Source organism: Gimesia maris (assembly GCF_008298035.1).
Taxonomy (GTDB): Bacteria; Planctomycetota; Planctomycetia; order Planctomycetales; family Planctomycetaceae; genus Gimesia; species Gimesia maris.
The window spans coordinates 6,551,712-6,574,984 of the sequence record NZ_CP042910.1 but is presented as its reverse complement, the minus strand read 5'-3'; the positions used below and the strand labels follow the sequence as shown (position 1 = coordinate 6,574,984).

At 50.2% G+C, this 23,273-nt stretch carries 16 protein-coding genes; 4 read left to right on the top strand and 12 right to left on the bottom strand.

Features of this window, described 5'->3' with window-relative positions:
- Nucleotides 1–17: 17 nt before the first annotated feature.
- Complete coding sequence (locus tag GmarT_RS24505; protein ID WP_002647102.1) at nt 18–3,125, bottom strand: PSD1 and planctomycete cytochrome C domain-containing protein; 3,108 nt, start codon at nt 3,123–3,125, stop codon at nt 18–20.
- A 735-nt stretch (nt 3,126–3,860) separates the two neighbouring features.
- Between GmarT_RS24505 and GmarT_RS24500 the strand changes: the two genes are divergently transcribed.
- The gene (locus GmarT_RS24500) at nt 3,861–5,000 is read left to right on the top strand and encodes a DUF1559 family PulG-like putative transporter (protein WP_002647103.1); all 1,140 of its coding nucleotides are present in this window, start codon (nt 3,861–3,863) and stop codon (nt 4,998–5,000) included.
- A 121-nt stretch (nt 5,001–5,121) separates the two neighbouring features.
- On the opposite strand, the gene GmarT_RS24495 is transcribed toward GmarT_RS24500, so the two are convergent.
- The 4 genes from GmarT_RS24495 to GmarT_RS24480 form a co-directional block, all read right to left on the bottom strand.
- Nucleotides 5,122–6,570 (bottom strand): DUF1501 domain-containing protein, encoded by a 1,449-nt coding sequence (locus GmarT_RS24495; RefSeq protein ID WP_002647104.1) that lies wholly within the window; start codon nt 6,568–6,570, stop codon nt 5,122–5,124.
- 23 nt (nt 6,571–6,593) lie between these two features.
- On the bottom strand, nt 6,594–9,578 hold the full coding sequence (locus GmarT_RS24490) for a PSD1 and planctomycete cytochrome C domain-containing protein (RefSeq protein ID WP_002647105.1): 2,985 nt from the start codon (nt 9,576–9,578) through the stop codon (nt 6,594–6,596).
- 179 nt (nt 9,579–9,757) lie between these two features.
- A complete protein-coding gene (locus GmarT_RS24485; RefSeq protein ID WP_002647106.1) occupies nt 9,758–10,180 on the bottom strand; it encodes a hypothetical protein in 423 nt (140 codons plus the stop codon).
- Between the two features lie 86 nt (nt 10,181–10,266).
- Nucleotides 10,267–11,190: a DUF1559 domain-containing protein gene (locus GmarT_RS24480; RefSeq protein ID WP_002647107.1), complete on the bottom strand. Its 924-nt coding sequence runs from the start codon at nt 11,188–11,190 to the stop codon at nt 10,267–10,269.
- A 341-nt stretch (nt 11,191–11,531) separates the two neighbouring features.
- On the opposite strand from GmarT_RS24480, the gene GmarT_RS24475 reads away from it, so the two are divergent.
- Entirely contained in the window at nt 11,532–12,071 is a 540-nt protein-coding gene (locus GmarT_RS24475) for a sigma-70 family RNA polymerase sigma factor (protein WP_002647108.1), read from the top strand.
- Nucleotides 12,068–13,750: a LamG-like jellyroll fold domain-containing protein gene (locus GmarT_RS24470; protein ID WP_002647109.1), complete on the top strand. Its 1,683-nt coding sequence runs from the start codon at nt 12,068–12,070 to the stop codon at nt 13,748–13,750. Before GmarT_RS24475 ends, GmarT_RS24470 begins: the two co-directional genes overlap by 4 nt.
- A 9-nt stretch (nt 13,751–13,759) precedes the next feature.
- Here GmarT_RS24470 and GmarT_RS24465 read toward each other — a convergent pair whose 3' ends face one another.
- From GmarT_RS24465 to GmarT_RS24445, 5 genes are all read right to left on the bottom strand, one after another.
- On the bottom strand, nt 13,760–15,058 hold the full coding sequence (locus GmarT_RS24465) for an MFS transporter (protein WP_002647110.1): 1,299 nt from the start codon (nt 15,056–15,058) through the stop codon (nt 13,760–13,762).
- Nucleotides 15,059–15,173: 115 nt separating this feature from the next.
- Nucleotides 15,174–15,485 (bottom strand): hypothetical protein, encoded by a 312-nt coding sequence (locus tag GmarT_RS24460; protein ID WP_002647111.1) that lies wholly within the window; start codon nt 15,483–15,485, stop codon nt 15,174–15,176.
- Between the two features lie 30 nt (nt 15,486–15,515).
- A complete protein-coding gene (locus tag GmarT_RS24455) occupies nt 15,516–16,766 on the bottom strand; it encodes a leucine-rich repeat domain-containing protein (protein WP_002647112.1) in 1,251 nt (416 codons plus the stop codon).
- Between the two features lie 27 nt (nt 16,767–16,793).
- Complete coding sequence (locus GmarT_RS24450) at nt 16,794–17,402, bottom strand: hypothetical protein (protein ID WP_002647113.1); 609 nt, start codon at nt 17,400–17,402, stop codon at nt 16,794–16,796.
- A 171-nt stretch (nt 17,403–17,573) separates the two neighbouring features.
- Nucleotides 17,574–18,881, bottom strand: a complete 1,308-nt coding sequence (locus GmarT_RS24445; protein WP_002647114.1) for a hypothetical protein — start codon at nt 18,879–18,881, stop codon at nt 17,574–17,576.
- A gap of 497 nt (nt 18,882–19,378) precedes the next feature.
- Between GmarT_RS24445 and GmarT_RS24440 the strand changes: the two genes are divergently transcribed.
- Nucleotides 19,379–19,576, top strand: a complete 198-nt coding sequence (locus GmarT_RS24440) for a cold-shock protein (RefSeq protein ID WP_002647116.1) — start codon at nt 19,379–19,381, stop codon at nt 19,574–19,576.
- Nucleotides 19,577–19,687: 111 nt separating this feature from the next.
- On the opposite strand, the gene GmarT_RS24435 is transcribed toward GmarT_RS24440, so the two are convergent.
- The gene (locus GmarT_RS24435; protein WP_002647117.1) at nt 19,688–20,923 is read right to left on the bottom strand and encodes an aminotransferase class V-fold PLP-dependent enzyme; all 1,236 of its coding nucleotides are present in this window, start codon (nt 20,921–20,923) and stop codon (nt 19,688–19,690) included.
- 663 nt (nt 20,924–21,586) lie between these two features.
- Nucleotides 21,587–22,984: a hypothetical protein gene (locus GmarT_RS24430; RefSeq protein ID WP_149303369.1), complete on the bottom strand. Its 1,398-nt coding sequence runs from the start codon at nt 22,982–22,984 to the stop codon at nt 21,587–21,589.
- Between the last annotated feature and the right edge of the window lie 289 nt (nt 22,985–23,273).

The following is a 23,273-nucleotide window of genomic DNA, read 5'->3' as shown; positions in this document are numbered from 1 at the left end:
GTTGATTCGATGGTTGGCTATTCTTTAGTGATGGTTTCGTCCATGTTGAGTAATACCCGCGAGAGGGCGACCCAGGCAGCAAAATCCGTTGTAGCATCTTTGGTCTTTTTCTGGTTGGAAATCTGTTTTGCTTCTTCGGGATGGTCGACAAAATAGTGACGCTGTCTGTTCAGGAACTGAGACAGTACCTGTTTTTCCTCCGCAGACGGATAACGGGATACGCAACGCCGAAAGGCTGTTTCGATCCTCGATTCCTCTGAACCTGAATTGGCTGAGAGTATTGTCTCTGCAAGCCCGACAGCACATTCCATAAACAGGGTTTCATTCAGTGTGGTTAATGCCTGCAGCGGTGTATTGGAACGTGTGCGTTTGACGGTAGAAATATCACCATTGGGCGCGTCAAATGCCTGGAGCATGGGGTAAGGAACCGAGCGGAACCGGAACGTATAGATCGCGCGGCGGTAGCGTTCGGCATCTTCTTCCACATTCCACGTTTTCGGTCCATAACTGGCCGGTTTGTCGAACAGGAAGGCAGGAGCAGGCGGATAGACAGAGGGGCCGCCAATTTCCGGATTTAACAAACCGCTGGCCTGTAACGCAATATCCCGGACGATTTCCGCGTCGACACGATACCGCGGTCCCCGCGCCAGCAGGCGGTTGTACGGATCTTTAGCATATAATTCCGGGCTGACCCGGGATGACTGCTGATAAGTTCGGGAAGTTACAATCAGTGTATGCAGCTTCTTCAGGTCCCAGCCTTCATCCATGAACCAGACAGCCAGCCAGTCGAGCAGTTTTCGATGTGTCGGTGCAGCTCCTTGAGAGCCCAGGTCTTCACTGGTGGAAACGATTCCCTGGCCGAAGTAGGCCTGCCAGACCCGGTTCACAATCGCGCGGGCTGTCGTCGGCGATTGACGATCAACAAGCCAGCGGGCAAATGTCAAACGATCGACGGGGGTATCTGCGGGGAGTGTGTTCAGGAAACCGGGCACACCTGGCTGCACCACCTGCTTTTGTTTGAGGAAGTCGCCACGATCCAGCAGATGGGTTTGCCGGGGCTGAGGACGTTCCTGGTAAACCAGCTGAGTAGTACCTTCCGGATGCTGTTTCCAGATGGTTTCGATACGCTTATTTTCCGCAGCCCATTCCGGGATTGTTGTTCGCCAATAGCTGAAGATCTGGGCCTGTTGTCGAGGGGTTCGTTCGGCATCGGGAATCGTCAGAATTTCTCTGACTCGATCAGGGACCGGATCAGCGTGTGCATTCGGACTATTACTCCAGGAAATGCGAAAGCGGCCGAGATTCATGGTTTGATTATTGTCACTGTTCCAGCCACCATGCATCTGAACAAGACTGATGGTTAATCTACTGCCTTCCGGGTAGCCGAATGGCTTTTCAGCGCGAAAGACTGCTTCGTGGGGCTGGTTCTGTCGCCCTGGTCCCGCGTCGATTCCCCAGGCGGTTGAGTTGTCTCCATCAATCGCGTAACTGACAGGTCCGGTAAACCCGCGGACTCCTTTTTTGTCTTCATAGGGATACTGCAACTGCAGTCGAGGGTTACTGAAATCGGCGGTGGCTTCTGCGAATTTGATGCTGGTTTTCTGCTTGGGGGCCTTTAGATCTGCGACAGACAGCTTGATATCGGTGAGAGCGCACAAACCGGATGTGGCGCGACCCGGTCCTCCTGCTGGCAGATTGGGGTGGTTTAACAGCTCCAGACGGATGGCAGTGATCTCGGAGGAGTCGGTCTCAGCTTCAAAGTTTGAGGTGAATCGGGATGGTGCATAACCCTGTGCCAGCATGGAATGATCGGGCTGTTCAAAGTAGCGCTGAGAGTTGCTGTCAATATTTTTCAGTTTCAATACATGCCAGACTGGTTGGTTCTGCTGTATCTGTTTTTCCCAGGCAGCCAGGCGTTGCGGCCAGTCGGGTGATGTGTTTTTAAGCGACTGTTCAATCGACTTGATTTCGATCAACAGTTTTTCCCGCTGCTGTTGTTCTTCATCTGTATATCCCCGCATGCTGGCTTCATACGAGTTGTTGATACAGGCAAAAATCTGATAGTAATTTTCATGCGTTAACGGATCGTATTTATGCGAATGGCACTGGCTGCATTGCAGGGTCAATCCGAGAATACTTTTTCCGATTGTGTCCATGCGGTCAAACATGGCAGCCATCCGAAATTCTTCAGGGTCGATACCCCCTTCTTCATTGAGCATGGAATTGCGCATGAATCCGGTGGCAATTTTCTGATCTTGTGTTGCCTGAGGAAGCTGATCACCGGCGACCTGTTCAATGACGAACTGATTGTAGGGCATGTTCTCATTTAAGGCATCAATCACCCAGTCTCGATAAAGCCAGACTTCGCGGGGGGCATCTTTTTCATAACCGTTGGAATCGGCGTAGCGGGCTGCATCAAGCCAGAGACGTCCCCAGCGCTCTCCATAATGAGGAGAGGCCAGCAGGCGTGCAACCTGTTTCCGGTACGCATCGGGACTCTTGTCGGAGAGAAATGTATTGATCTCTTTAATGCGTGGCGGAAGGCCAGTCAGGTCCAGACTCAACCTTCGCAGGAGCGTTGTCTGGTCTGCTGGTTCAGAGAATGAAAGCTGCTGCCGTTCCAGTTTTTCCAGTACGAATACATCAATGGGGTTTTGAATTAATTCTGGTTGTCTGACTTCAGGTAATTCTGGTTTCACTGGTGTCTGAAAGGCCCAGTGCGAAGCCCAGGGAGCGCCGTCTTCAATCCACTTTCGGATTTTTGCGAGGTCAGATTGGGATAGTTTTTTTCCCGAATCAACGGGCGGCATACGTTCGCTTTCATCCGAGGCAGTCATACGTTGATAGAGCAGGCTGTCAGCCGGTTTACCCGGTACGATCAGAGCCTGCCCATTGTGCTTTGCAAAGACTGTTTCTTTCAAATCGAGCCTGAGATCTGCTTCCCGATGTTCGGGATCAGGGCCATGACATGAGAAACAGGCATCGGAAAGTAAAGGTCGGATATCGGTTGCAAAGTCAAGGGGTTGATCGGAAGTGAGGGGAGTTTCCGCCACGACGTTTTGATACAGAATGCAGGCGACAGCGACACTGAATACTGCGAACAGGCTGATCGTTCGAGCGACCATGATCTTCTCTTTCGGTCTACGGAGAAAGGTCAGAAATCGGAACCGTTACAGGAAAAAAGCGAGGCGGCTTTGACAAAACGTGAAGTCTGGTCAGGCAGGCTGCAAACCCGGATTTTCTGTGAATCGGAATGATTTCTCAATCTCAAAATCAAACACGAGTGAATACCGGTCCGCCACTTTCCTCAAAGTGGGGGTAGCTCATTGTGGTTCTAACACTTTTTGAGCAGGCGACTTAGGAATCGGGTTACTCATGCCGATTCCTGAGATCTCTTCTGTGATTATACGAATGTGGCAGGGAGAAATTCAAGTTTTGTCTCAGTCAGGCGGAATGAAACGCAACACATTTTTATGAAGCTCTCTGCAGAAGTCTAACTGTATATTCATGAAACACTAATAAAAGGTGCGTTTTGATCGATTTTGCTACACATTATTCATTTCTTCTTAACGTAACGGGGGGAAAAAACTTCACAGTAGCACGATACCGTATGACCATCTGAGAAACACAGCCGGCAAACTATTTTTCAGATACAAATTGTAAATCGAATTCGAAGTGAGTGAATTTTAAGAAATCTGAGTGAGTCAAAAAAAGTCAAGGGGGGGAGCAGTTCAGTTTCATACATCCAGTGCCAAACTGATGGGGATGGCCTGTTTCTTTCAAAATCAAATTTAATTGTCTTAAGCCTTCATTGTTCGCGTAAAACTGTACAAAACACTTTTTCAAAAACAGGAAACACAATGCAAAAATCACGTGCTCATAACACAAAACGATCAGGTTTTACCCTGATCGAACTTCTGGTGGTGATCTCGATCATCGCTTTACTGGCTGCTCTGCTGATTCCAGCAGTATTCGCAGCTCGGGAATCTGCACGGTCTTCACAGTGCAAAAGTAACTTGCGTCAGTTCGGTCTCTCCATGCACTCTTTCGCATCAACAGACCCCAGTGGTCGTTATTGCACCGGTGCTTATGACTTCCGTCGTGATGGATGTCCTGACACCTGGGGTTGGGTTGCTGACATGGTTAACAGTGGTGCCGGTCTTCCTCAGAAGATGCTGTGCCCCTCCTCCACTCTGCTGGGATCTGAAAAACTGAACGACATGATTGGTGTTGCTAACACCAGTAACAAAGACTCTGCACCGATTGCTCGCTTGAGCGAAGGTATTTGTGCCACCTGGACCAGTGGAACAGAAGGAACAGATGCACGTCTTCTTCAGGTTGCCAAGTTGCTGGAAGACGGATATGGAACGAACTACGCATCCAGCTGGTTCCTGGTCCGCTCCGGCCCGAAAACGACTGCTGGTGTCACTGCATCAGGTCTGAAGGGATTTGGCGGTTCACTTGGACCCTTGACGATTCGTCGTCTGGATTCTTCCCGAGTTGCCTCTTCAGCAGTTTCTTTCATGGGTTGTGGTGCTCCTGGTGATGTGGGCGAAGCTGTGTTGAGTCACTCGATACCTGGTTTTCTTGATTCGGGTGAACGTCTGGCAGAATCATTTAACGATGGTCCCGGAACATGGGATGGAACTAAAGTCGCTCTGATGCCAGGTGGTACTAATGTGGTCAACGCCACTCCTGCCGAACTGCCTGACCCGAACCGAACTGGTACCCCTGGAGTTGACGGAAGCTTGTGGTTACAGGATTCACGCGACTGGTTTGCATGGCATGGTCGTGGCCGCAATAAAATCTGCAACATCCTGATGGCTGACGGCAGCGTGAAAGCAATCGTTGACCTGAATGGCGATGGCTTCCTGAATCCCGGTTTCCCCGCTTCTGGTACCGGATCAGGATACACAGATGGCACTGTAGAACTGCGTCCTTCTGAGTGCTTCTCTGGCCCCTGGCTGGATGCACAGCTGACCAAAGGAAACTTCGAATAAGCTCGAAGCTTCGATTTTACTGTGACTAATGTAAAACGCGAGTGGCTGGTTCTGAACCAGTCACTCGTTTTTTGTATTGTTGACCTGAGAGAAGTGCAGCAGTTGTGATTGCCCGGTCTTGTTATGAAAGGATGTCTTTGATCACATGTCCGTGCACATCGGTCAGGCGACGATCAATACCGTTTTGTCGGAAGGTCAGTTTTTCATGATCAATGCCGAGTTGATGTAAGATTGTCGCGTGCACGTCATAACACATCGTGGGGTTCGCCGGGTCAGCGGGTTTGAACGACCATTGATCCGATTCACCGTGAGTCGTGCCCCCTTTGATGCCGCCCCCGGCCAGCCAGTTAGTGAAGACAAACGGATTATGATCGCGCCCTTTGCTGCCTTGACTGCAGGGCATTCTGCCAAATTCCGTTGTCCAGAGAATGATGGTATCATTGAGCATGCCTCGCTGTTTCAGATCCTTGATCAACGCAGATGCTCCGATGGACATGCCCCGCCCTAGGGGCCAGTGATCACGTTTGATATCTTCGTGCGAATCCCAGTTGCGGCGGGGATGGCCATTGTCTGCTCCGGACCAGATCTGCACGAACCGGACTCCCTGTTCCAGCATGCGACGGGCCACCAGGCAGTTTCTGCCGAAATAAGCGATCTCTGCAGCTTCGCTGATGCCTTCCTGTACTGCGAAGTCAACGGTATCGAGGCCGTACATCTGAAGTGTGCTTTTTGTTTCGCCGGAAAGATCAAGGACTTCGGGTGCCTGCAGCTGCATTTTGGCGGCGAGTTCATAGGATTGAATCCGCGCATTCAGTCGAGAATCCCCCGTGCGCTGCTGCTCGTGTTTCTGATTGAGCTGTTTGAGCGCATGTAAAACATCGCGGTCACTTTTTCGGGTGATAAAGTCATTTTCAGGGGGAAACAAATTGGAGATGGGGGTTTTGGAATTCGGACGAATCATGGTTCCCTGGTTACTGGCGGGTAAAAAACCAGCTGACCAGTTTGCGGCTCCATTGGGAGCAAAACCGCGTGGGTCGGGCAAAACTACGAACGTGGGCAGGTTATCGGTCATGCTGCCGAGACCGTAGCTGATCCAGGCACCCATGCCGGGAAATCCAGGCAGAATGAATCCGGTGGCCTGCATGAATGTTGCGGGACCATGCACATTCGACTTACTGACCATATTGTGAATGAAAGCCATATCGTCGACGCAGTCTCCCAGTGGTGCGACGCATTCATTCAGCCACTTGCCAGATTGACCATACTGTTTCCACTTCCAGGGAGCCTGCATGGTTTTGCCCGGTGAAGACTGAAAGAGCTGTACCTGTTCGCCGGGATCCCAGTTGTTGCCATTCTCTTTAATCAGTTCCGGTTTGTAGTCAAATGTGTCACATTGACTGGCGGCACCCGACATGTAAAGCTGGACTACACGCTTCGCTTTTGGCGGGTGATGCAGTATCTGGCTGCTGGTCTGAGGGGTTGCCAGCAGTTGGTCATTTTGCAACAGCGAAGCCAGGGCAATTCCTCCCAGGCCACCGCCGGCGGACATCAGAAACTCTCGACGATCCATGAGATCACTTTCTGCGTGTTTGATTAATCAATAAAGATAAATTCGTTGCTGTTCAAAATCAGGCGACAGACATTTTTCAGTCCGTGCTGTTCGCCGATCGTTTTTAGAATTTTCAGTTCATCCGGCTCTGGTGACCTGCCCAGCGCTGTTTGAAATGCCTGACTGATTTGTGTCGACAATTCGTCTGACTGCGCCTTGATATGCTCTGCAAAAAAGACTGACATGCCGATCATAAACTGGTCGTTTAACAGTGAGAGCGCCTGGAGTGCGGTCAAGGTTTCAATGCGTTTGGGAGTGATCTGCGAAGGGTCCGCACAATCCAGCGATTCCATAAACGGGTCGGGAACTGAACGGACGATGAACCGATAAATAGAGCGACGATGTTTTTCTGCTGTCGTGGGATCATACTTTTGATAGAGATAATGAGGGGAATGCTGTGGCTTTTCCAGTACAAACAGTCGGTCACCCGGTCCATACATTTCGAGATCCAGTTTTCCACTGATCTGCAGGACGGAATCGCGGAGGGCTTCTGCTTCCAGTTTGCGGCGGTTCATGCGCCAGAGCAGACGGTTATCGCCGTCAAGCTGATTCCCTTTTGGACTGGTGCGTGATGATTGCCGATAGGCGGTGCTTAAGACGATGAGTCGATGCAGATCTTTGAGAGACTGACCTTCATCACGGAAGCGACTGGCCAGGTAGTCAAGCAATTCCGGATGTGTAGGTTTGGCTCCCATTTTGCCAAAGTCATTCGGTGTGTCGACGATGGCTTTACCGAAATGATAGAGCCAGACACGGTTCACAATGGAACGCCACGTGAGCGGGTTGTCATGACTGGTAATCCATCGGGCCAGTGCCAGGCGACGGGTTGCTTCGTTGTCTGGATCCTTCAACTGAAAGTCACCGTTGAGTTCGTCGATCAGATTCGGGGCGGAAGCAGTGACTTGCCGGATTGGTGCTTTTTCACTTCCTCGACTTAGCAGATACACAGGACGTGGCTGGCCTTCCGTCGGTCGGAAATTTCCTTTGGCGGGGAAATCGGTGGTCGCTGCAAAGACTTGCTGTGGATCCGGCAGTTGATCAAGATTGGCCTGTGTCAGTTTGATTTTACCGGACAATTGACTGAGTAACTTCTTTTCATCTGCCGAGGTCAGGCTGGCAAGGAGCTCATCCCGTTGCTGTTTGAGTTCTGTGATATCTGTATTAAAGTTGAGACTCTGATAGTATTTGCCGTCAACCAGATTTTTGCGAGCCCAGCGCGGATGAGCTTCGATTGAGTCCAGAGACGTCAATTGTGCCTGCTGTGCCAGATTATTACCATCCGGGGCAAAAACCTGAATTTCCCCTAGAGCAAAAATGAAATCGTTTGAGCGGGGGGCGAGTTTTGTCGCTGTCATTCTCAAGTATTGAATATTCTGCGGTTTCAGATCGACATCAATGTGGCGGGATTTCGGGTTGGGGAAGTCCTGCTGAGTATGATCTGCGATGACGGTTGCCGACTGGAAGTCACTGGTCTCTGAGACCTCCAGTTTGAAACGCCGAGGAAAACCGAAGCCCGCTCCGATATTATTGTGATTGTCGAGGGCCGGGATTAATGTGATTTTCTCAACTGTCAACGGCTGTTTGAAATTGAGTTGTACCCATTTGGGAGTTTTATCTGATTTTTCAATCAGGCTGTGATATCCATATTGATTGCCCTGCCCCTGCTTGGCGAGCGTGGCCTGTTTGATCTCCGCTTCCAGCCGTTCCAGTTCTGCGCCGCCTCGTTTCCTGATTCTGGTGTCGAGTCGTTGATACTCACCCTGATACTTTTCCAGCGACGCCTGCAATGATCTTCTTCGTGAAGCGGTCTCAGGATCCGGGTCATAGCTGCGCTCGGCCCGGTCGATACCGGCAAAGACTGCCTGCAGGCCGTAGTAGTCTTCCTGTGAGATCGGGTCGAACTTATGATTGTGGCAGCGGGCACACTGAACTGTGAGACTGACGGTGGTGTTCATGACGGTGGCGACCATGTCGTCGCGGTCGAGGTTACGGGTGATCTTTTTCTCGATCAGTTTTTCGCTGATTTCAATCTGGCCGACCCAGTCGAAGGGGCCCGCGACGATGAATCCGGTCGCGGGTACGCCGTCTGGTGAGTGGGGTTTGAGGAGATCGCCGGCCAGCTGCTGCTGAATAAATTGCCCATATGGCCGGTCTTCATTCAGTGAGCGGATGACGTAATCCCGATAAGGCCAGGCGTTTTCGCGGAGTTTGTCTTTGTCGTACCCATGTGTGTCCGCGTAATGAACCACATCCAGCCAGTGCCGCGCCCAGCGCTCCCCGTAACGGGGGGAAGCCAGCAGTCGGTCGACGAGTCGCTCGTAAGCACGCGGATCGGTGTCTTTGACAAACTGTTCGATTTCTTCCGGTGTGGGAGGAAGTCCGATCAGGTCGAAATAGATGCGGCGGATCAGCGTACGACGGTCAGCGGGGGGGGAATAATTCAGCCCTGCCTGGCGAAGTCTGGCCAGCAGAAAGGCATCGACGGGGGTGCGGACCTGCTTTTGTTCTTTGTCGGGCAACTCAGGCAGAGCCGGTTGTGATAACGGTCGAAAAGACCACCAGTCATGGTCATTGAGCTGGGCTTCCTGAATTCGATGCTCCGCAGGCCAGACGGCACCAGCTTTGATCCAGTTGCGAAGTATTCCAATTTCCGTTTCGTTGAGCGGTTCCCCCTTTTTGGGCATCTCCGGTTCGGGGCCTGCGACATAATCGAGTAGTAGACTTTCCTCCGCGACGCCGGGGGTCAGGATGCGTCCATTATCGCCTCCTTTCAGAGCACTCTGTATCGTCTCCAGCGAGAGACCGCCATCCTTTGTGCTGTCGTTATGACAGCGAATGCAGTGCTGCTGCAGGATCGGGGCGACCTGTTCTTTAAAATCAGGTGCAGCGCGCGTTGTTGGGACAGCAATTGTCAGAAAGAGAGCCAGGCAAAAGAGTCGTGAAACAAAGAATGGAGGAAGAGCAATCATCTGTTTTTTCTATCTCTCAGGAGTGAGAAGTAATAGTTCATACACGTGAGCTGTGTCTGCTCTGACTTTTTCATTATAAACGACAGGGGCATTCAATGTATGTTTGATTTGAAAAACTAACCTGAGTCAGGCGTCCCAGGGGATAAATTGAGAGATGCCAGAGTGGAGCAGGCGATTCTCTATTTGGTTTCCAGATCGAAAAGCTGTTGATTATTGCCCTCTTTGAGCGTGACTGTCAGTTCCGTTTGCCTGTTGAAGCGGGGAGGGATGCCATTTTCATATTCGGTAACCATTGTTTCACCATCGGTATCCAGAATCTGTTTGCCGGTAGGAATACTGGAATCAATTTCCACTTTATACTCTCCCGGGCTGGGGCCAGTTTCTTTAGGAATGACAAATTTTCCCGATTCAATTTTCGCACCCGCAGAAGCCCCTTTGCCGGCAGGGATAAATGTGATGACCCCCTGTTCCACCGGAGTGCCATTCAGAGTCACAATACCTTCCACCTGGGTTCGCTCGAATGCACTCTGGTTGTTACAACCTCCCAGCCCGATAACAGCTGCGCTGTATAACATCAACATAAGACAAGTCTGTGTTTTCATTTGTTCAGCCCTTCTTGGAATCTTCAGGATTCCTTTAAGCAGGTCGTATTTGATGGATGTTCAGGAAGTGAGTCGATGCGAATGGTTTAAAATTCGCCGATCACTTCTCCACCGCTCATGCTGCTCAGGCTTTGCCAGGTGTTGAGATCAATATTATCAGAGACGAATCTGACAGCACCGTCACACATCAGTGCATGCACCCCGCCCACGTGCAGACTTCGTGAAGCATTGCTGCGATCATTTCCCGCGATAGAGCCTGTGCAGGGAAGTCGATCTCCTTCGGAGACACAGTGCGTGACCAGATCGGGAGCCGAACTGTTGGGACCGACGCGTGTCATGACGACACTTTCCGGTTCGTCATTCCAGATCCAGGCTCGATAATCGTCTGCACCCGTGGCAGGCTTCAGCATTTCCAGCATGGCCAGGGTGTTGCTGGAACCATCGGTGATATCCCGCATTTTAGCTCCGAATGCATTTTTGAACGGCGCAGGTTTGATTTGAGTTCCAAATGTGCCCTGCCCCCAGTTGACACCATAGTTTCCTCGAATACTTCCATCCGGATTGGAATTCCAGATGGCATCTCGATCGGTAGGGCATTGCCAGACAGGAATCGGCACCAGCCTCACACCGTTGCCGGCGGGTTGAGGATCATGCACGGTAGCGTGCCAGTTCTGGTTATGATCGTACAGGTTGTATATGTTGGCTTTATCGAGAAAAGGCAGCAGATGCAGGCAGAAAGGAGTTCGTTTTCCTGAGGGAGAGGATGGCGTCACAACTCGATATATCATTCCCGGGGGAAACAGTTTATGTGTTTCGTGATAATTATGTAGTGCCAGTCCCAGTTGCTTTAAATTGTTTTTACAGGTACTGCGGCGGGCTGCTTCGCGTGCCTGCTGAACTGCAGGTAGTAGCAGGGCGATCAAAATCGCTATGATGGCGATGACGACCAGCAATTCAATTAAAGTAAACGCGGAACGCATGCGATAATCATGTTTGCGAGCGACGAACATAAGTTCTCCTTGGGTTGAATCAGATGAAAATAAATCGGGATAGAAAACAGAACTCCTTGGATATGAGGGAAATAACAATCATCGAAACTGCATTTCAGAAGGGAGAACAGTAAAAACGCAGCAGGCCCTCAATAGGTATATGGCGCGCTGAGTGGCCGGTTCGTACCAGAACTTTCTGCTTTTTATAAAAAAAATGCGGAATTCATAATTTTCCAGTACCAATCAGGCAGACTGCGCGCCACATACTATAGAAGGCAGCTTCGTGGGTTTGCTCCTGCGCGCATATCTGTCGCCTGAATGTTTTCTTCCGTGCTCTGTGACTGGATAGATTTTACCTCGCTATGAGTAAGCATTTAGACAATCCGGTCATGAGTGAAGAGTTCTTTCGACTGTTCTCGCGGGAAGACCGCAAAATCTATGGATTTATTCTCGCTTTAGTACTGGATGTCTCTGCTGCGGAAGACATCTTCCAGGAAACATGCGTTATACTGTGGAAAGAATTTCCGGGATATGATTCTGATCGCAGTTTCCTGAACTGGGCGAACGGAATTGCATTTAACCAGGTGCGAAAATACAGGCGGAAGTATCAGAATAAACGGCTGATCTTCAATGATAACCTGGTAACGGAACTGGCGGAGGACGTTTCGAGCATGGTGGAGGAACAGAGTCAGCGTCAATTGGCGCTCACGCAGTGTATGCAAAAGCTAAGTCCGCGCGAACGTGATCTGATCGACGCGTATTACGGAGACCGGGAGACCGCGGCCACAGTCGCCGACCGCTGGAAATGTTCCTCTCATGCGATCTACAAAACAATCAAAAAAATCCGGAAAGTATTATTTGATTGTGTCAACCGCCGTCTTTCCAGTGAGATGACTTCATGAAAAAATCTGAATCCATACTGCCGGAGCAAATTCTGGAACTGGCTGACGCACAATGTTCGGGGATCATCACTGAAGTAGAGCTGGCAGCCCTGGAGCAGTTGCTGACGGAGCATCCCGAGTACCGTCGCGAATATCTGAATTACGTGTTTCTGCATATCGGGCTGGCGAGTGCAGCAAAATCCGCACAGTTACCGCCTGCTGAAGCAGAAGCTCCCACGATTCCACAGAAACCAAGGCGTGTGCCTGCCCGGTTTCTGCTTATACCATGCTTCAGTCTGCTCGTCTGTCTGTGTGCGGTCGGGCTGTTTCTCTCCTTACAGAGTGCACCTCAAAAGGCTGGTGCGCCTGATATCGTGCAGGATCGGTCTCAATATTATTTTGATGAAAATGCTGTCCCTCCCTCAGAAGTCGCTTTTGTGCAGTCGACGCTCCAGGCGAAATGGGAACTGCTGGGCAAGAATCCGGTGATGACAGATCACTTTCAGCCGGGCACTGTGAAAGTGACTTCCGGTAACGTGGACTTTGCTTTTTCGGGCGGTGCCGATGTTTCCCTGACGAGTCCTTCCCTGTTCGGTATGGAAGGCAAAGATCAGGGGACACTTTTTTCCGGGAAGCTGCTCACCCATCGCTCAGATGGCAAAGCTCCCTTTAAACTGGAAACGCCCAGTGTGGAACTGATCAATCGGGGTACCGAATACGAAGTCAGTGTGAATGAAGAGTCTGAAACTTATGTGCATGTTCTGGATGGTCAGGTTGAAGTGAAGCTCCGCGGACGTTTACCTCGATTCTACTGGAATTTCGATCAGAGAGAATCGGAGTCATTACAGGATGCGATAGGCATGGGAGCAATTCGTGCCGGTAAAAATGCAGTGCGGGTGGAAGGCATCATTGGCAGTGGTGCGATACGGTTTAACAATCACCCTGATGCGAGTCTGCTGCTGGGTAATGGGGGTGGCAAGGAGGTGGGGACCGGTGATTATGCGGTTTCGACAGGGGTGACTATTGAAGCCATGGTGATCTCTGAGTGGGAGATTTCAGATCATCAACCTGCAAAAAAGCCTTATGATTATGATGAAATATTTCGTAAAGAGGATGGCAGCTACCGGATACTGTTGAGTTTTCAAAATGATGAAAAAGCCGGTGTATCTCAGATTCCTGTAGTGAAGGGAGGTCCGTGTCTGTCATTTGGTCTGTTTTTGTCGGGCATGGGTTACAGCGAACTGGATATGCCCCTGGACGGGAAAGAGGGACGCCCCACGCTGGCTGAAATGCGAGATGGCAAGCCACATCATATCGTTGCCACTTATAATGGCTGGACGGGAGTGAAAGCCATTTATATTGATGGCAAGCTGCGAATGAGCCATCGATTTCCGGTCGGCACGATGATCATCAGCGGTGGTTCGACCCCCGCGGTGATTGGTAACCTGATTACCTCCGATTTTGAATCATTCGTAGGCCGCGAGCCATTTAGTGGCGTGATTGATGAAGTCGCATTCTATGATTACGCACTGGATCCGGCGACGATCGCCGCTCACTTTGAATGCGTCAAAGCGGGCAGAGATTATTTTGAAGGCCAGTTGAACAAATTTGTGTTGCAGGAAAAACAGGGTAAAAACATGCTGCTCAACAAGGGGCAGAAGATGAGATTCTCTGCAGAGACCGGGGAACCGGTGCTGTAATCGGATTGATCATTCCTCCAGTGAATTGTGGCGGGTTTCTTTGATAGTGAGGGTGATACAGAAGGAAATCGCGGCGATGCCGGAGAGGTACCAGGCGATGGAGAGCGGATTACCGGTCGAATGGACGAGCCAGGCAGCGACCATGGGGGCAGTGCCTCCGAAGATCGCAAACGGAATATTATAGCTCACGCTGGCCGCACTGACGCGAACGCCACGTTTGAAGAGTTCGGTAATCGTCGCAGGGATGGCACCGGCGAAACAGGCGACGAGAACAGCAAAGCCGATCTGTCCGGCGAGGATCATCTGGTAATGCTGGTGGTGCATCAGCCATAATAGAGGATACGAAAACAGTGTCACTCCGGCTGCGCCAAACAGCAGTAGTGGTTTGCGACCATATTTATCGGCGAGCATTGCTGCGAACGGAACCATCACAGTTAAAGCAGCCATGCTGATGGTATTGATGTCGAGTGCCTCCGCGCGGGTTTCGCCCACTTCTTCTACCAGCCAGGTGGAAAGATAAATGAAGACGGTATAAAAGGTGACCGCGTTCATCATATTCAGGCCGGCTGACTGCAGCAGTTCTGTTTTATAGCTGGCCCAGGCCTGTTTGAGAGGTGAGTAGGCTTCCTGTTCAGAGAGTTCTTCTGCAATCGGCTGATCGGGGATGCCATGCCGGATGAAATAACCGACGAACGCGACGAGCACACCAGCGAGGAATGGAATCCGCCAGCCCCAGTCCATGAGTTGCTCATTCGTGGTAAACGTGTTGATTAACGCACCGACGGCGGAGCCAAGCAGAATGCCGCAGGTGGCGCCGATCATACTCCATGAACCAAAAAAGGCACGCCGTCCTGCAGGCGCGTGTTCGACGAGGAAGACGAACGAACTGGTATATTCTCCGCCGACCGAAATGCCCTGAATCATTCGGAGTAGAACCATCATGATCGCAGCGTACATACCGATCTGAGCGTGTGTGGGAAGGATGCCCACGAGCATGGTGGGAATCGCCATCATCAACACTGAAAGGGTCAGTGCTTTCTTACGGCCGATGCGATCGCCGATGTGACCGAACAGCACGGCGCCGACCGGTCGCATTAAAAATCCGGCAGCGAACGCACCGAAGGCAGCGATCAGCGAGACCCGGGGATCTTCCGACGGGAAGAAGAGTTTGCCGATGGTGGGTGCGAAAAATCCATAAACGGCGAAGTCGTACCACTCCAGAATATTGCCAATAAAGCCGGCCGCCAGGACCCGGATCTTTTTGGTATCCGTTTCTTCGGGTTTCATACGCGGAGCCACGGTCGACATGGAATTTTTATCCTCTGATGGGATGTGGTGAGATCAGGAAGACTGAATGCGTTTGCAGTTTAGGTAATTCGAAATCATGTGGGAATGCGGATTTTCGGGAAAGCGACGAGAAACGTTACTGCTGTCTGCTGATTTGGGACAATTGATAGAAAATCGTAGCAGACATGCAAAGAAGTATCAGGCCGCTCAGAAAGGGGATGAACACCGAAGGACCTTTGGTACGTTCTTGCCAGGCTACAATTTTCTGGATGGCTTCTGTTTTACAGTCAAGGCCTTCCAGTTCGAACTGCAGGGCATCTTCCATCATCAACGGTTGAATGTGAATGGCTGCTGGAATGAAACAAAGCTGGAACAGGCCGACTAAGGTCACCACGATTGTGTAGTTTCTGAGTGTTACGATACGGGAATCCAGATCGGATGGTTCCATGAGCGGGTATCCTGTAGCATTTGTGATGGACTATAACGGGCTTATTTCCGCATGAAATTTTGATACGTCAATCCCCGCATCGCGGATGTCTTCGATGGTGACGGGGGAGATGCTGGTGTTGAATGCTTCAATGGATTCCAATGCTGGAAACTGCAGGAGAATTTGTTTCGCCTGATCGGTGACGCGGGTGTTTGACAGGTTAAGCATTCTGAGTGCCGGTATTTTGCTGAGTTGTCGCAGCCCCTCATCACTGATTTGCGTGTCTGACAAATCCAGATAATCCAGTTTCGGAAGTTGACTCAGAACTTTTAATCCGGAATCAGTGATCTTTGCTCCTGGCAGGAACAGGGTTTCCAGGTTTTTCATTGTTGCCAGATGTCGGAGCCCCTGATCTGTTATCTGAGACTGGTCTAACCTGAGTTGTGTGATTTGATCCAGTTGGGATAATTGCAAAGCTACGGCATCATTAACTGCAGTTCCCTGCAGATCGAGTTGATAGAGTCTCTTCATATTCGCCAGTTTGGCGAATGCTGCCGCTTTAATTTTCAGATTTCCCAGGCGAAGAGCACGCAGATTCGGGAACTTTGATAATTCCTGCAGTCCTGCACTGCTGACATTGGTGTTACTGAGGTGCAGGTAAACCAGACTGGCATTGGGAGACAGATTCTTCAGTCCCTGATTTGTAAATCGTGTATCAGACAAGTCCAGCATTTTCAATTTCGGGAAAGTGTTCGGAGGGAGTTGATCTCCTGTGATCGCCAGGTGATGCAGTCCGAGGGTTCGTAGCGAATTCATCTCAGCCAGTTCATTCAAGCCATTATCTGTCATGGATCCACCCGTAATACCGAGGTGTCCCAGCTTCTGTTGCTTTAAATATGTAGCTCCCTGATCCGTGATGATGGTTGGATTGTGGGGGTTGCCTAATGTGAGGTTTTGAATGGAGTGCAGATTTCCCAGTTCCAGAAGAAAGTCATCGTCGACCTGAAAGCTACCGGAAGGACGCGTATACACACTGTAGATGTTTCCCCAGAATGCGTGTGTCTGGGGTGAAACCGACCACCAGTCTAGCTGGGTGAGTAGACTATTTTTAAATCTTATTTCTCCGTCATGCTGGATTACTTTTTCGGCCAGTTTCATGGCACGCCAGCGTTGCAGGCCTTCCGGGATCAACAGAATGAAAATACTGACGGAAAGAATCAGCCACAAAGTGCGAACGCTCAACCCTGACTGTGAAACAATATTTGGTTTTTCGTTCAGGGGCAATTCCTGATGGGCTGTCATAGCTGGTTCTTTGTAGTTGAGTTCTACTCAGCGAAAAATGAGTTCGAGTTTGCTATCGAATGGTTTCAGATTCGGATTCTCAGACTGTGTTCCCTCTTCTATCTTTTTGAATAACTGATCCATTGATTCGGACAGATATTGCTCGCGTGGATTGAATCCTTCAATGGTTAAAGAGGGATTGCGGTGCAGCAGTCGTGCGACTCCGGCCTGGGTGATTTGGGTATTACTGATATCCAGGTACTTGAGGCTTCTCATGCGGCTGATCGATTCGATGGTTTTATCTGAAGCATCGGAATCTGACAGATCCAGTCTGATGACATGATTCATTTCTTCCAGTACCGTCAGATCTGAGTCAGCGATCTCACAAAATCTGAGTTGTACATAAATGATTTTATGAAACGGCTGAAGGAAGAATTCTTTCAATCGAAAGGTCAGTTCCAGATTAGAAAGCATGGGAGGTATGGGGGTTGCTTCGGGGCTGCAATAAATATCCAGGCGTGTGGTGCCACCCAGGTTTTCGATCCGTGACTGTAATTGACGAGTGCTGTTGGGCTTCAGGAACCAGAAACAGGCCACACAGAGAATGAGTCCGGAGATGATGAAAACTTTTCTCTGATGCCTAAAACAACGGGGCATGGCAGTTTTCCGAAAGGCGATTCACTGGAGAATAGAGATTACATGAATATACTTAACCGTGAAGTATCCGAATTGAAATTTTCTGTCGGTGTTTCTATTTCGTAGAATCGTGTCTGATATCACGGTTTGAAATTAGTTGAGTCATGATGATGATCACTGCTCTTCATTTTGTTACGGAGTCAGAGCCGGGATGCCGATGGTGCGGCCGTAGGCCTGGCTGAGTTGGTCGACGGTTAAGCCGTAGGCGCGTTGCAGGCTGTCCTGCCAGGTGAGTCCTTCTTTGATGCCGTTGAAGAAGAGTTTGAACTGTTCCGGGCTGGCTTTGAGCATGAGTTGAATGATCGCGCTGGCAGAGCCGTACTGCCAACTGTCGAGACGCTCGTTATTGAAGAACTGTCCGCCGAACGTCTGGACCTGTTTCAGGCGATTCGCTGCTTCCACCTGACGGAAGCGGACTTCTCTGGAACTGGGGACGACCATCATGGCGATCCAGTCGGCGATACCTTCGTTGATCCAGGTCGGGATGTTGACGGTTGATTTATAGCGATGAATATAGCCGTGCGCGGTTTCGTGGACGAGGACGGCTCCGAAGAAGTTGGGATCATTGCCTCGATAGCAGGAGACAATGACTTTTCCATCACCGTGCGAGTGGCAGAGCCCGATCGCGTTGCCGGTTTCCGTGCGGTTGTAAAACTGCTGTTCAAATTCCAGGAATGCCTGTTTGGCGATGAAGGCGACAATCACTGCTTTGCCGCGCCAGATGTTATGACCTGGCTTGAAACCGAATGACTGGCCGAGCAGTTCATTCATTTTGTCGAGCTGAACCAGGTAGGGGGCAACCTGGTTGGCGGGCATGTCGGTATAAAACAGGAAGTACCTGGTTTCATATAATTTCATGTTAAAGGAAGCGTAGTGTTTGCCAACTTTGTCGAGAAACTCTTTATATTCGTTGACATATTTCAGTTGTTCCTCTTCGGGGATCTCTTCCCAGAACTCTTCGTTGGAAGCTTTGAGTTTTTCGGAAATCGCTGCGTTCTTTTTGCTGAGATCTTCCAGCAGGGCTGCTTTGATCGAGGGGAGATACTGGAACTGATAGAGTTTGTCTTCTACCTTCATCTCGTCCAGGCGTGTGACCAGCAGACGCTTACTGCGCGTGGCGTTGGGGGCTTTGACTTCGATCGATTTGATCTGACTCTTGTCGCGGCCCGTCAAGAAGCGGGTGATCTCTACCCCCTGCTCTGCTTTCCCATTGGATGCGGTGATGTCAGCCGTTTTGCCGATCAGCTGTTCGACTTCTTCGGCGTTGAGAGCAAATTCCATAACAGCCGCTTCCAGCGTATTCGCGGGACTCGCGTTGAGACGGGTAGTGCGTCGCTGTGCAACTGCCTGATTCGCTGAGACTGCCAAAACCAGCAGCAGCGTGAATAATCCGGCGATCCGTGTGTGGAGAACAGCTGAAACAGGGCGAGGAACCATCATGAGTACTCGCTTTCTGAGATGAAATGGAAGACGTGACGCTTTAATGCAGAATACTTCTCTCTATCGTCTGCCGATCTGGAACAGTTGTCAAGTAGTATCTGCTATGTGTGGGGCGAGATTAGGGGAATCCATGTGGGTAATCCATCCAGGTTTCCAGGCAGGCCTGAATAAGCTTTGCGAGATCAGAGGGCTGTAATTGATGCCTGAGGTTCGGGAGTGGGGAGTAATTGTTTCACCGTCTGGGAATGGGACCGGAAATGCTGAAATCGGGAGGAATTGGTGAAATCAATAAAAGTTTTTTTTGGGCTTGTGGTGCTGGAAAACAGGCACTTCCAGAATGATTCACCTGTTCTGAAGGTGGCTTGTCAGGAGATTATTGTTCACTCAGCTTGTTTTATTATGGGGGCCGGTTAGAATCGAATCTTGCGGCTGAGCTACCTGAACCAGTTGTTTCGGGAGACGCCGCATTTTTTATTTTTTAGGAATCGGAAAAGAAGATGGCTGAAGGTACAATCAAAAAAGTGACACAAAAGGGATTTGGGTTTATCGACACAGAAAGTGGAAAAGACCTGTTCTTCCACTCGTCTAACCTCGAAGGTGTGTCATTTGAGCAGCTCTACGAAGGGCAACGCGTTTCCTTTACAGAAGGACGTGGGGAAAAGGGACCAAGAGCAGAAAATGTTAAACCTATCTAATTCTAGTTTTACTAGAGAAGAATGGTAACATTCAGAAACTCAGAGAAGCCGGCGCAAAAACGCCGGCTTCTTTTTTTTCATCCACATGATTTAAAATGAACGCCGTCAGACTTAAGTCAGACGCAGTCGCTTACGGGCGAAGTCGATGGCATCAATCAGGGCGTCGATTTCATCTGTGGTATTATAGAATGTCAGGCTGGCCCGTACGCTGGCCGCAATGTTCAGATGCTGATGCAGAGGCATGGTGCAGTGATGCCCGTGTCTGACGGCGATGCCTTTGCGGTCCAGGAGTGTGGCGAGGTCTTCGGGATGAGCCCCTGTGATGTTAAAACTGAAGATCGTTCCTCGCTGTTCCAGTTCCTGCGGCCCATAAATCTGTAAGCCGGGAACTTCGCGCAGTTTCTGCAGTGCGTATTCGCCGAGGAGATGCTCCTGTTCCTGAATTGTGTCAAAACCCAGTTCAGTGATATAGTCGATGGCAGTTCCCAGCGCGATGGCATCCGTGATTGCAGGCGTTCCCGCTTCAAAGCGGGCGGGCAGACTGGCCCAGTGAGATTCGTCGAGGCGCACTTCCGAAATCATATTTCCTCCATACAGGAACGGAGGGAGATTTTCGAGCAGCGCCTTGCGTCCATAGAGGACACCAATGCCTGACGGGCCAAACAGTTTATGACCCGAAAAGGCAAGGAAGTCGATTTCGCTGCCGACGACATCCACTGGCTGATGGGGAACACTTTGTGCACCGTCGACAAAAATCAGCGCACCGGCTTCATGGGCTCTTGTTGCCATTTCCCTGATGGGGTTTATTGTTCCCAGCACATTTGACATGCCTGTCACGGCCACAAGTTTTGTTTTCGCAGTAAGCAGACCCTGGTAGTGATCCAAGTCAAGGCGTCCCTCGGGTGTCAACTGGATGAATTTGAGGACGGCCCCGCGTTCTCTGGCGATTGCCTGCCAGGGAACGAAGTTCGCATGGTGTTCCATTTCATTGAGGATGATCTCATCACCGCCTTTAAGGAAGTGGCGGCCCCATGCCTGGGCAATCAGGTTGATTGACATGGTTGTCCCTGAAGTGAAGATGATTTCTTCAGGTAACTCTGCACTGATGAAGGATTGAATTCTGGAGCGGGCCGCTTCCATTTCCGTGGTAACACGATCTCCCAGTTGATGGACGCCGCGATGTACGTTGGAATAATACTGCTCGTAGACTTCAGTGATTTTATTGATTACCGAACGGGGGCGCTGCGCGGATGCGCCACTGTCCAGATAGACGAGTGGCTGCCCGTTGGGCAGTTTTTGATTCAGAATCGGGAAATCGTCCCGAATGGATGTGAGATTGGCGACCATTACTGCCTGCTTCAGACTGTTAAATATTTATGTGGTTATTCATCAGGAATTTTAACACGAATTCAGCCAATGAAAAGGGAGCCGTGTAAAAGCGATTTTGTGTCGATTTTCAGTAACTTCTGACACGCCAGTAGTTTGTTACTGGCAGGACACCGTTATTCGATTTGAAGTTCGGAGATTGCTTACCGGGACTGTTGAGTGTTCATCTTATTGTCCTGGTGGCTTTACTTAAAATATGAGAGAGCCGTCTCAGCGAATGGAGTTGAGAAAACTGGATATGGGGGGGAATAATGATGTTGAGTTGCAATGAACATAGAGCAGCATTTTCGGTTCGCCATGAGAATGCAATGCCCGTTTTGTGCGCGAAACTGGTGAGAATGTGGTATCAGTATGGTGAGCTAGTGGTTAAGAGAAGGTGAATTATTGGCATGAAAATGTCGCTTTACGCTTATTTAAGACTGTATATCCGGAACGGTTTTACGGGAATGAATTTCAGATTTGTCTGCCGCCCGTGGGTTTTATGGTGGTGATTTTGGCAGGTGGGCTTACTGGCAGTTTATAAAAAAACGTGTTTTCACGCATAGACAATAAAAAAAGCCCTGTGAACAGGGCTGGAGATTCGATTCTTCGGGACTGGAATTCCGATTTATCAGTTTTACCGATTTATTTTTTGGGAAGGAGCCGTTGTGCTTTGGAGATGCGATAACAGGGTTTTCCCATCTGGTCCTGTTTTGAGCCATCGATTGAGCCATCCAGCAGTACAACATCGCCGTTGGTAAAGCGGTTCAGTTTACCCTGATCGATGAGTACGATATTGCCGCCAAATTTATCGGATTTGTCAGGAGTGGCATTGTAGGTGATGTTCCAGGATTTTTCCTGTTCGTCAAACTCAATGATTCCCCGTAACCAGCGGTAGTTTTGTTTATCATAGTTAAAAGGAGAGGGGGAGTGCTGGCTGCTGCCGACGAGCAGATCGAATGAAGCGGGTTGGAATTTAGCGGGCTGCTGGAAGGACTCGTCTCTGATCAGTTGAGGTCCTGAAGCGGATCTCTGGTGGTCGGCATGACTGACTTGTCCCGTGGCTGGTTTCATGGTTGAACTGTTGTTCGGTCCAAAAGTTTCATCGCTACCGTCATTACCTGGAAATGGATTGACAGGAGTTTGAAAATCCTGGCTGCTGTCAAAAGAGTTCTGATTGAAAGTGTCGTCAGCAGGCGTGGGATTGGCATCGAATTTTTTAGGATTCGCACCGAAGGCATCGTCGCCACTCTCGAAACTCTGCTGCTGAACCGGGTTCTGGGGTTGTACGGGATTGGGAACACTGAAGCCTTCGTTTTTATTTGAATCAAATTCATTCCCTGATGGCTGGAATTGATCCGGCTGTTCGAACTGGTCGGGTAGCTGATTGTTCTGAAACTGATCGCCGCCACTCGGACCGAACTGATCATTCATCTGGTTTGAAATGCCGGTAGCTGGCTTCGGACTCGAATTACTTTCGAAGGTATCTCCAGAATCTCCCGGGAATGCGTTGCCGGTGGGAGTAGGGTTACTGTTGCCCGGGAATTCATTATTTAAAGGCTGAGAGTTGGGTTGAATCTGGTTGGGATCCTGGTAGCTGGGAACCGCCTGGCTGCCGGGAAGGTTATTATTGACGCCACTGCCGGGATTGAGATTTCGTCCTGAAGCGGTTGAATTGGCATCAAAGGGGGTTGCTGCACCGGGATTACTGTTAACGGGCTGCTTCCACTGGGAATCGACGCCATCATAGTTTGTATTATTCGTGTTTCCTGGAAACGCGTCGCTGTAAGCCTGTGAATTCGGGGAGGGGAGCGATCCCTGTGGTGGCGGAACCGGTTGACCGAGTTCTGGTTGCACGGGATAACTGCCAGGAGGGTAATTGCCGGGCATTACTGTTCCAGGGGCCATCTCGTAAGGACCAGGAGCTCCATAGGGGCCAGGATAAGTTCCACCATAGGGATATTGATGATGGGAATAGCATCCGGTGACAGCGCAGCTCAGAAGAGCGCACCAGCTCATATTAAAAAGATAACGTATCGACATGATAGGGTCCTTAAAGTTCCAAGTGCTTTCCCGGAAGAGACTGGTCATCTGCAGATAAGGGAAAAATCTATGGACGGGATGCCTGCTGAAAACAGGATTTCGGGAGTTTTTGCATCACATTCAGCGGGGATTGATGTGAATCGTCTCTGCGGGGAGACAACAACAAAAACGGTCTCGTTTCCAGTAAGCGAGCGGGATTTTAGGGAATCTTGAATATGTGTCTATACCGAAACCGCGATTCTGATTCGTCCTCTGGAAAAGTTGGGAAGAAAATCCGCGTTCCAGCCTA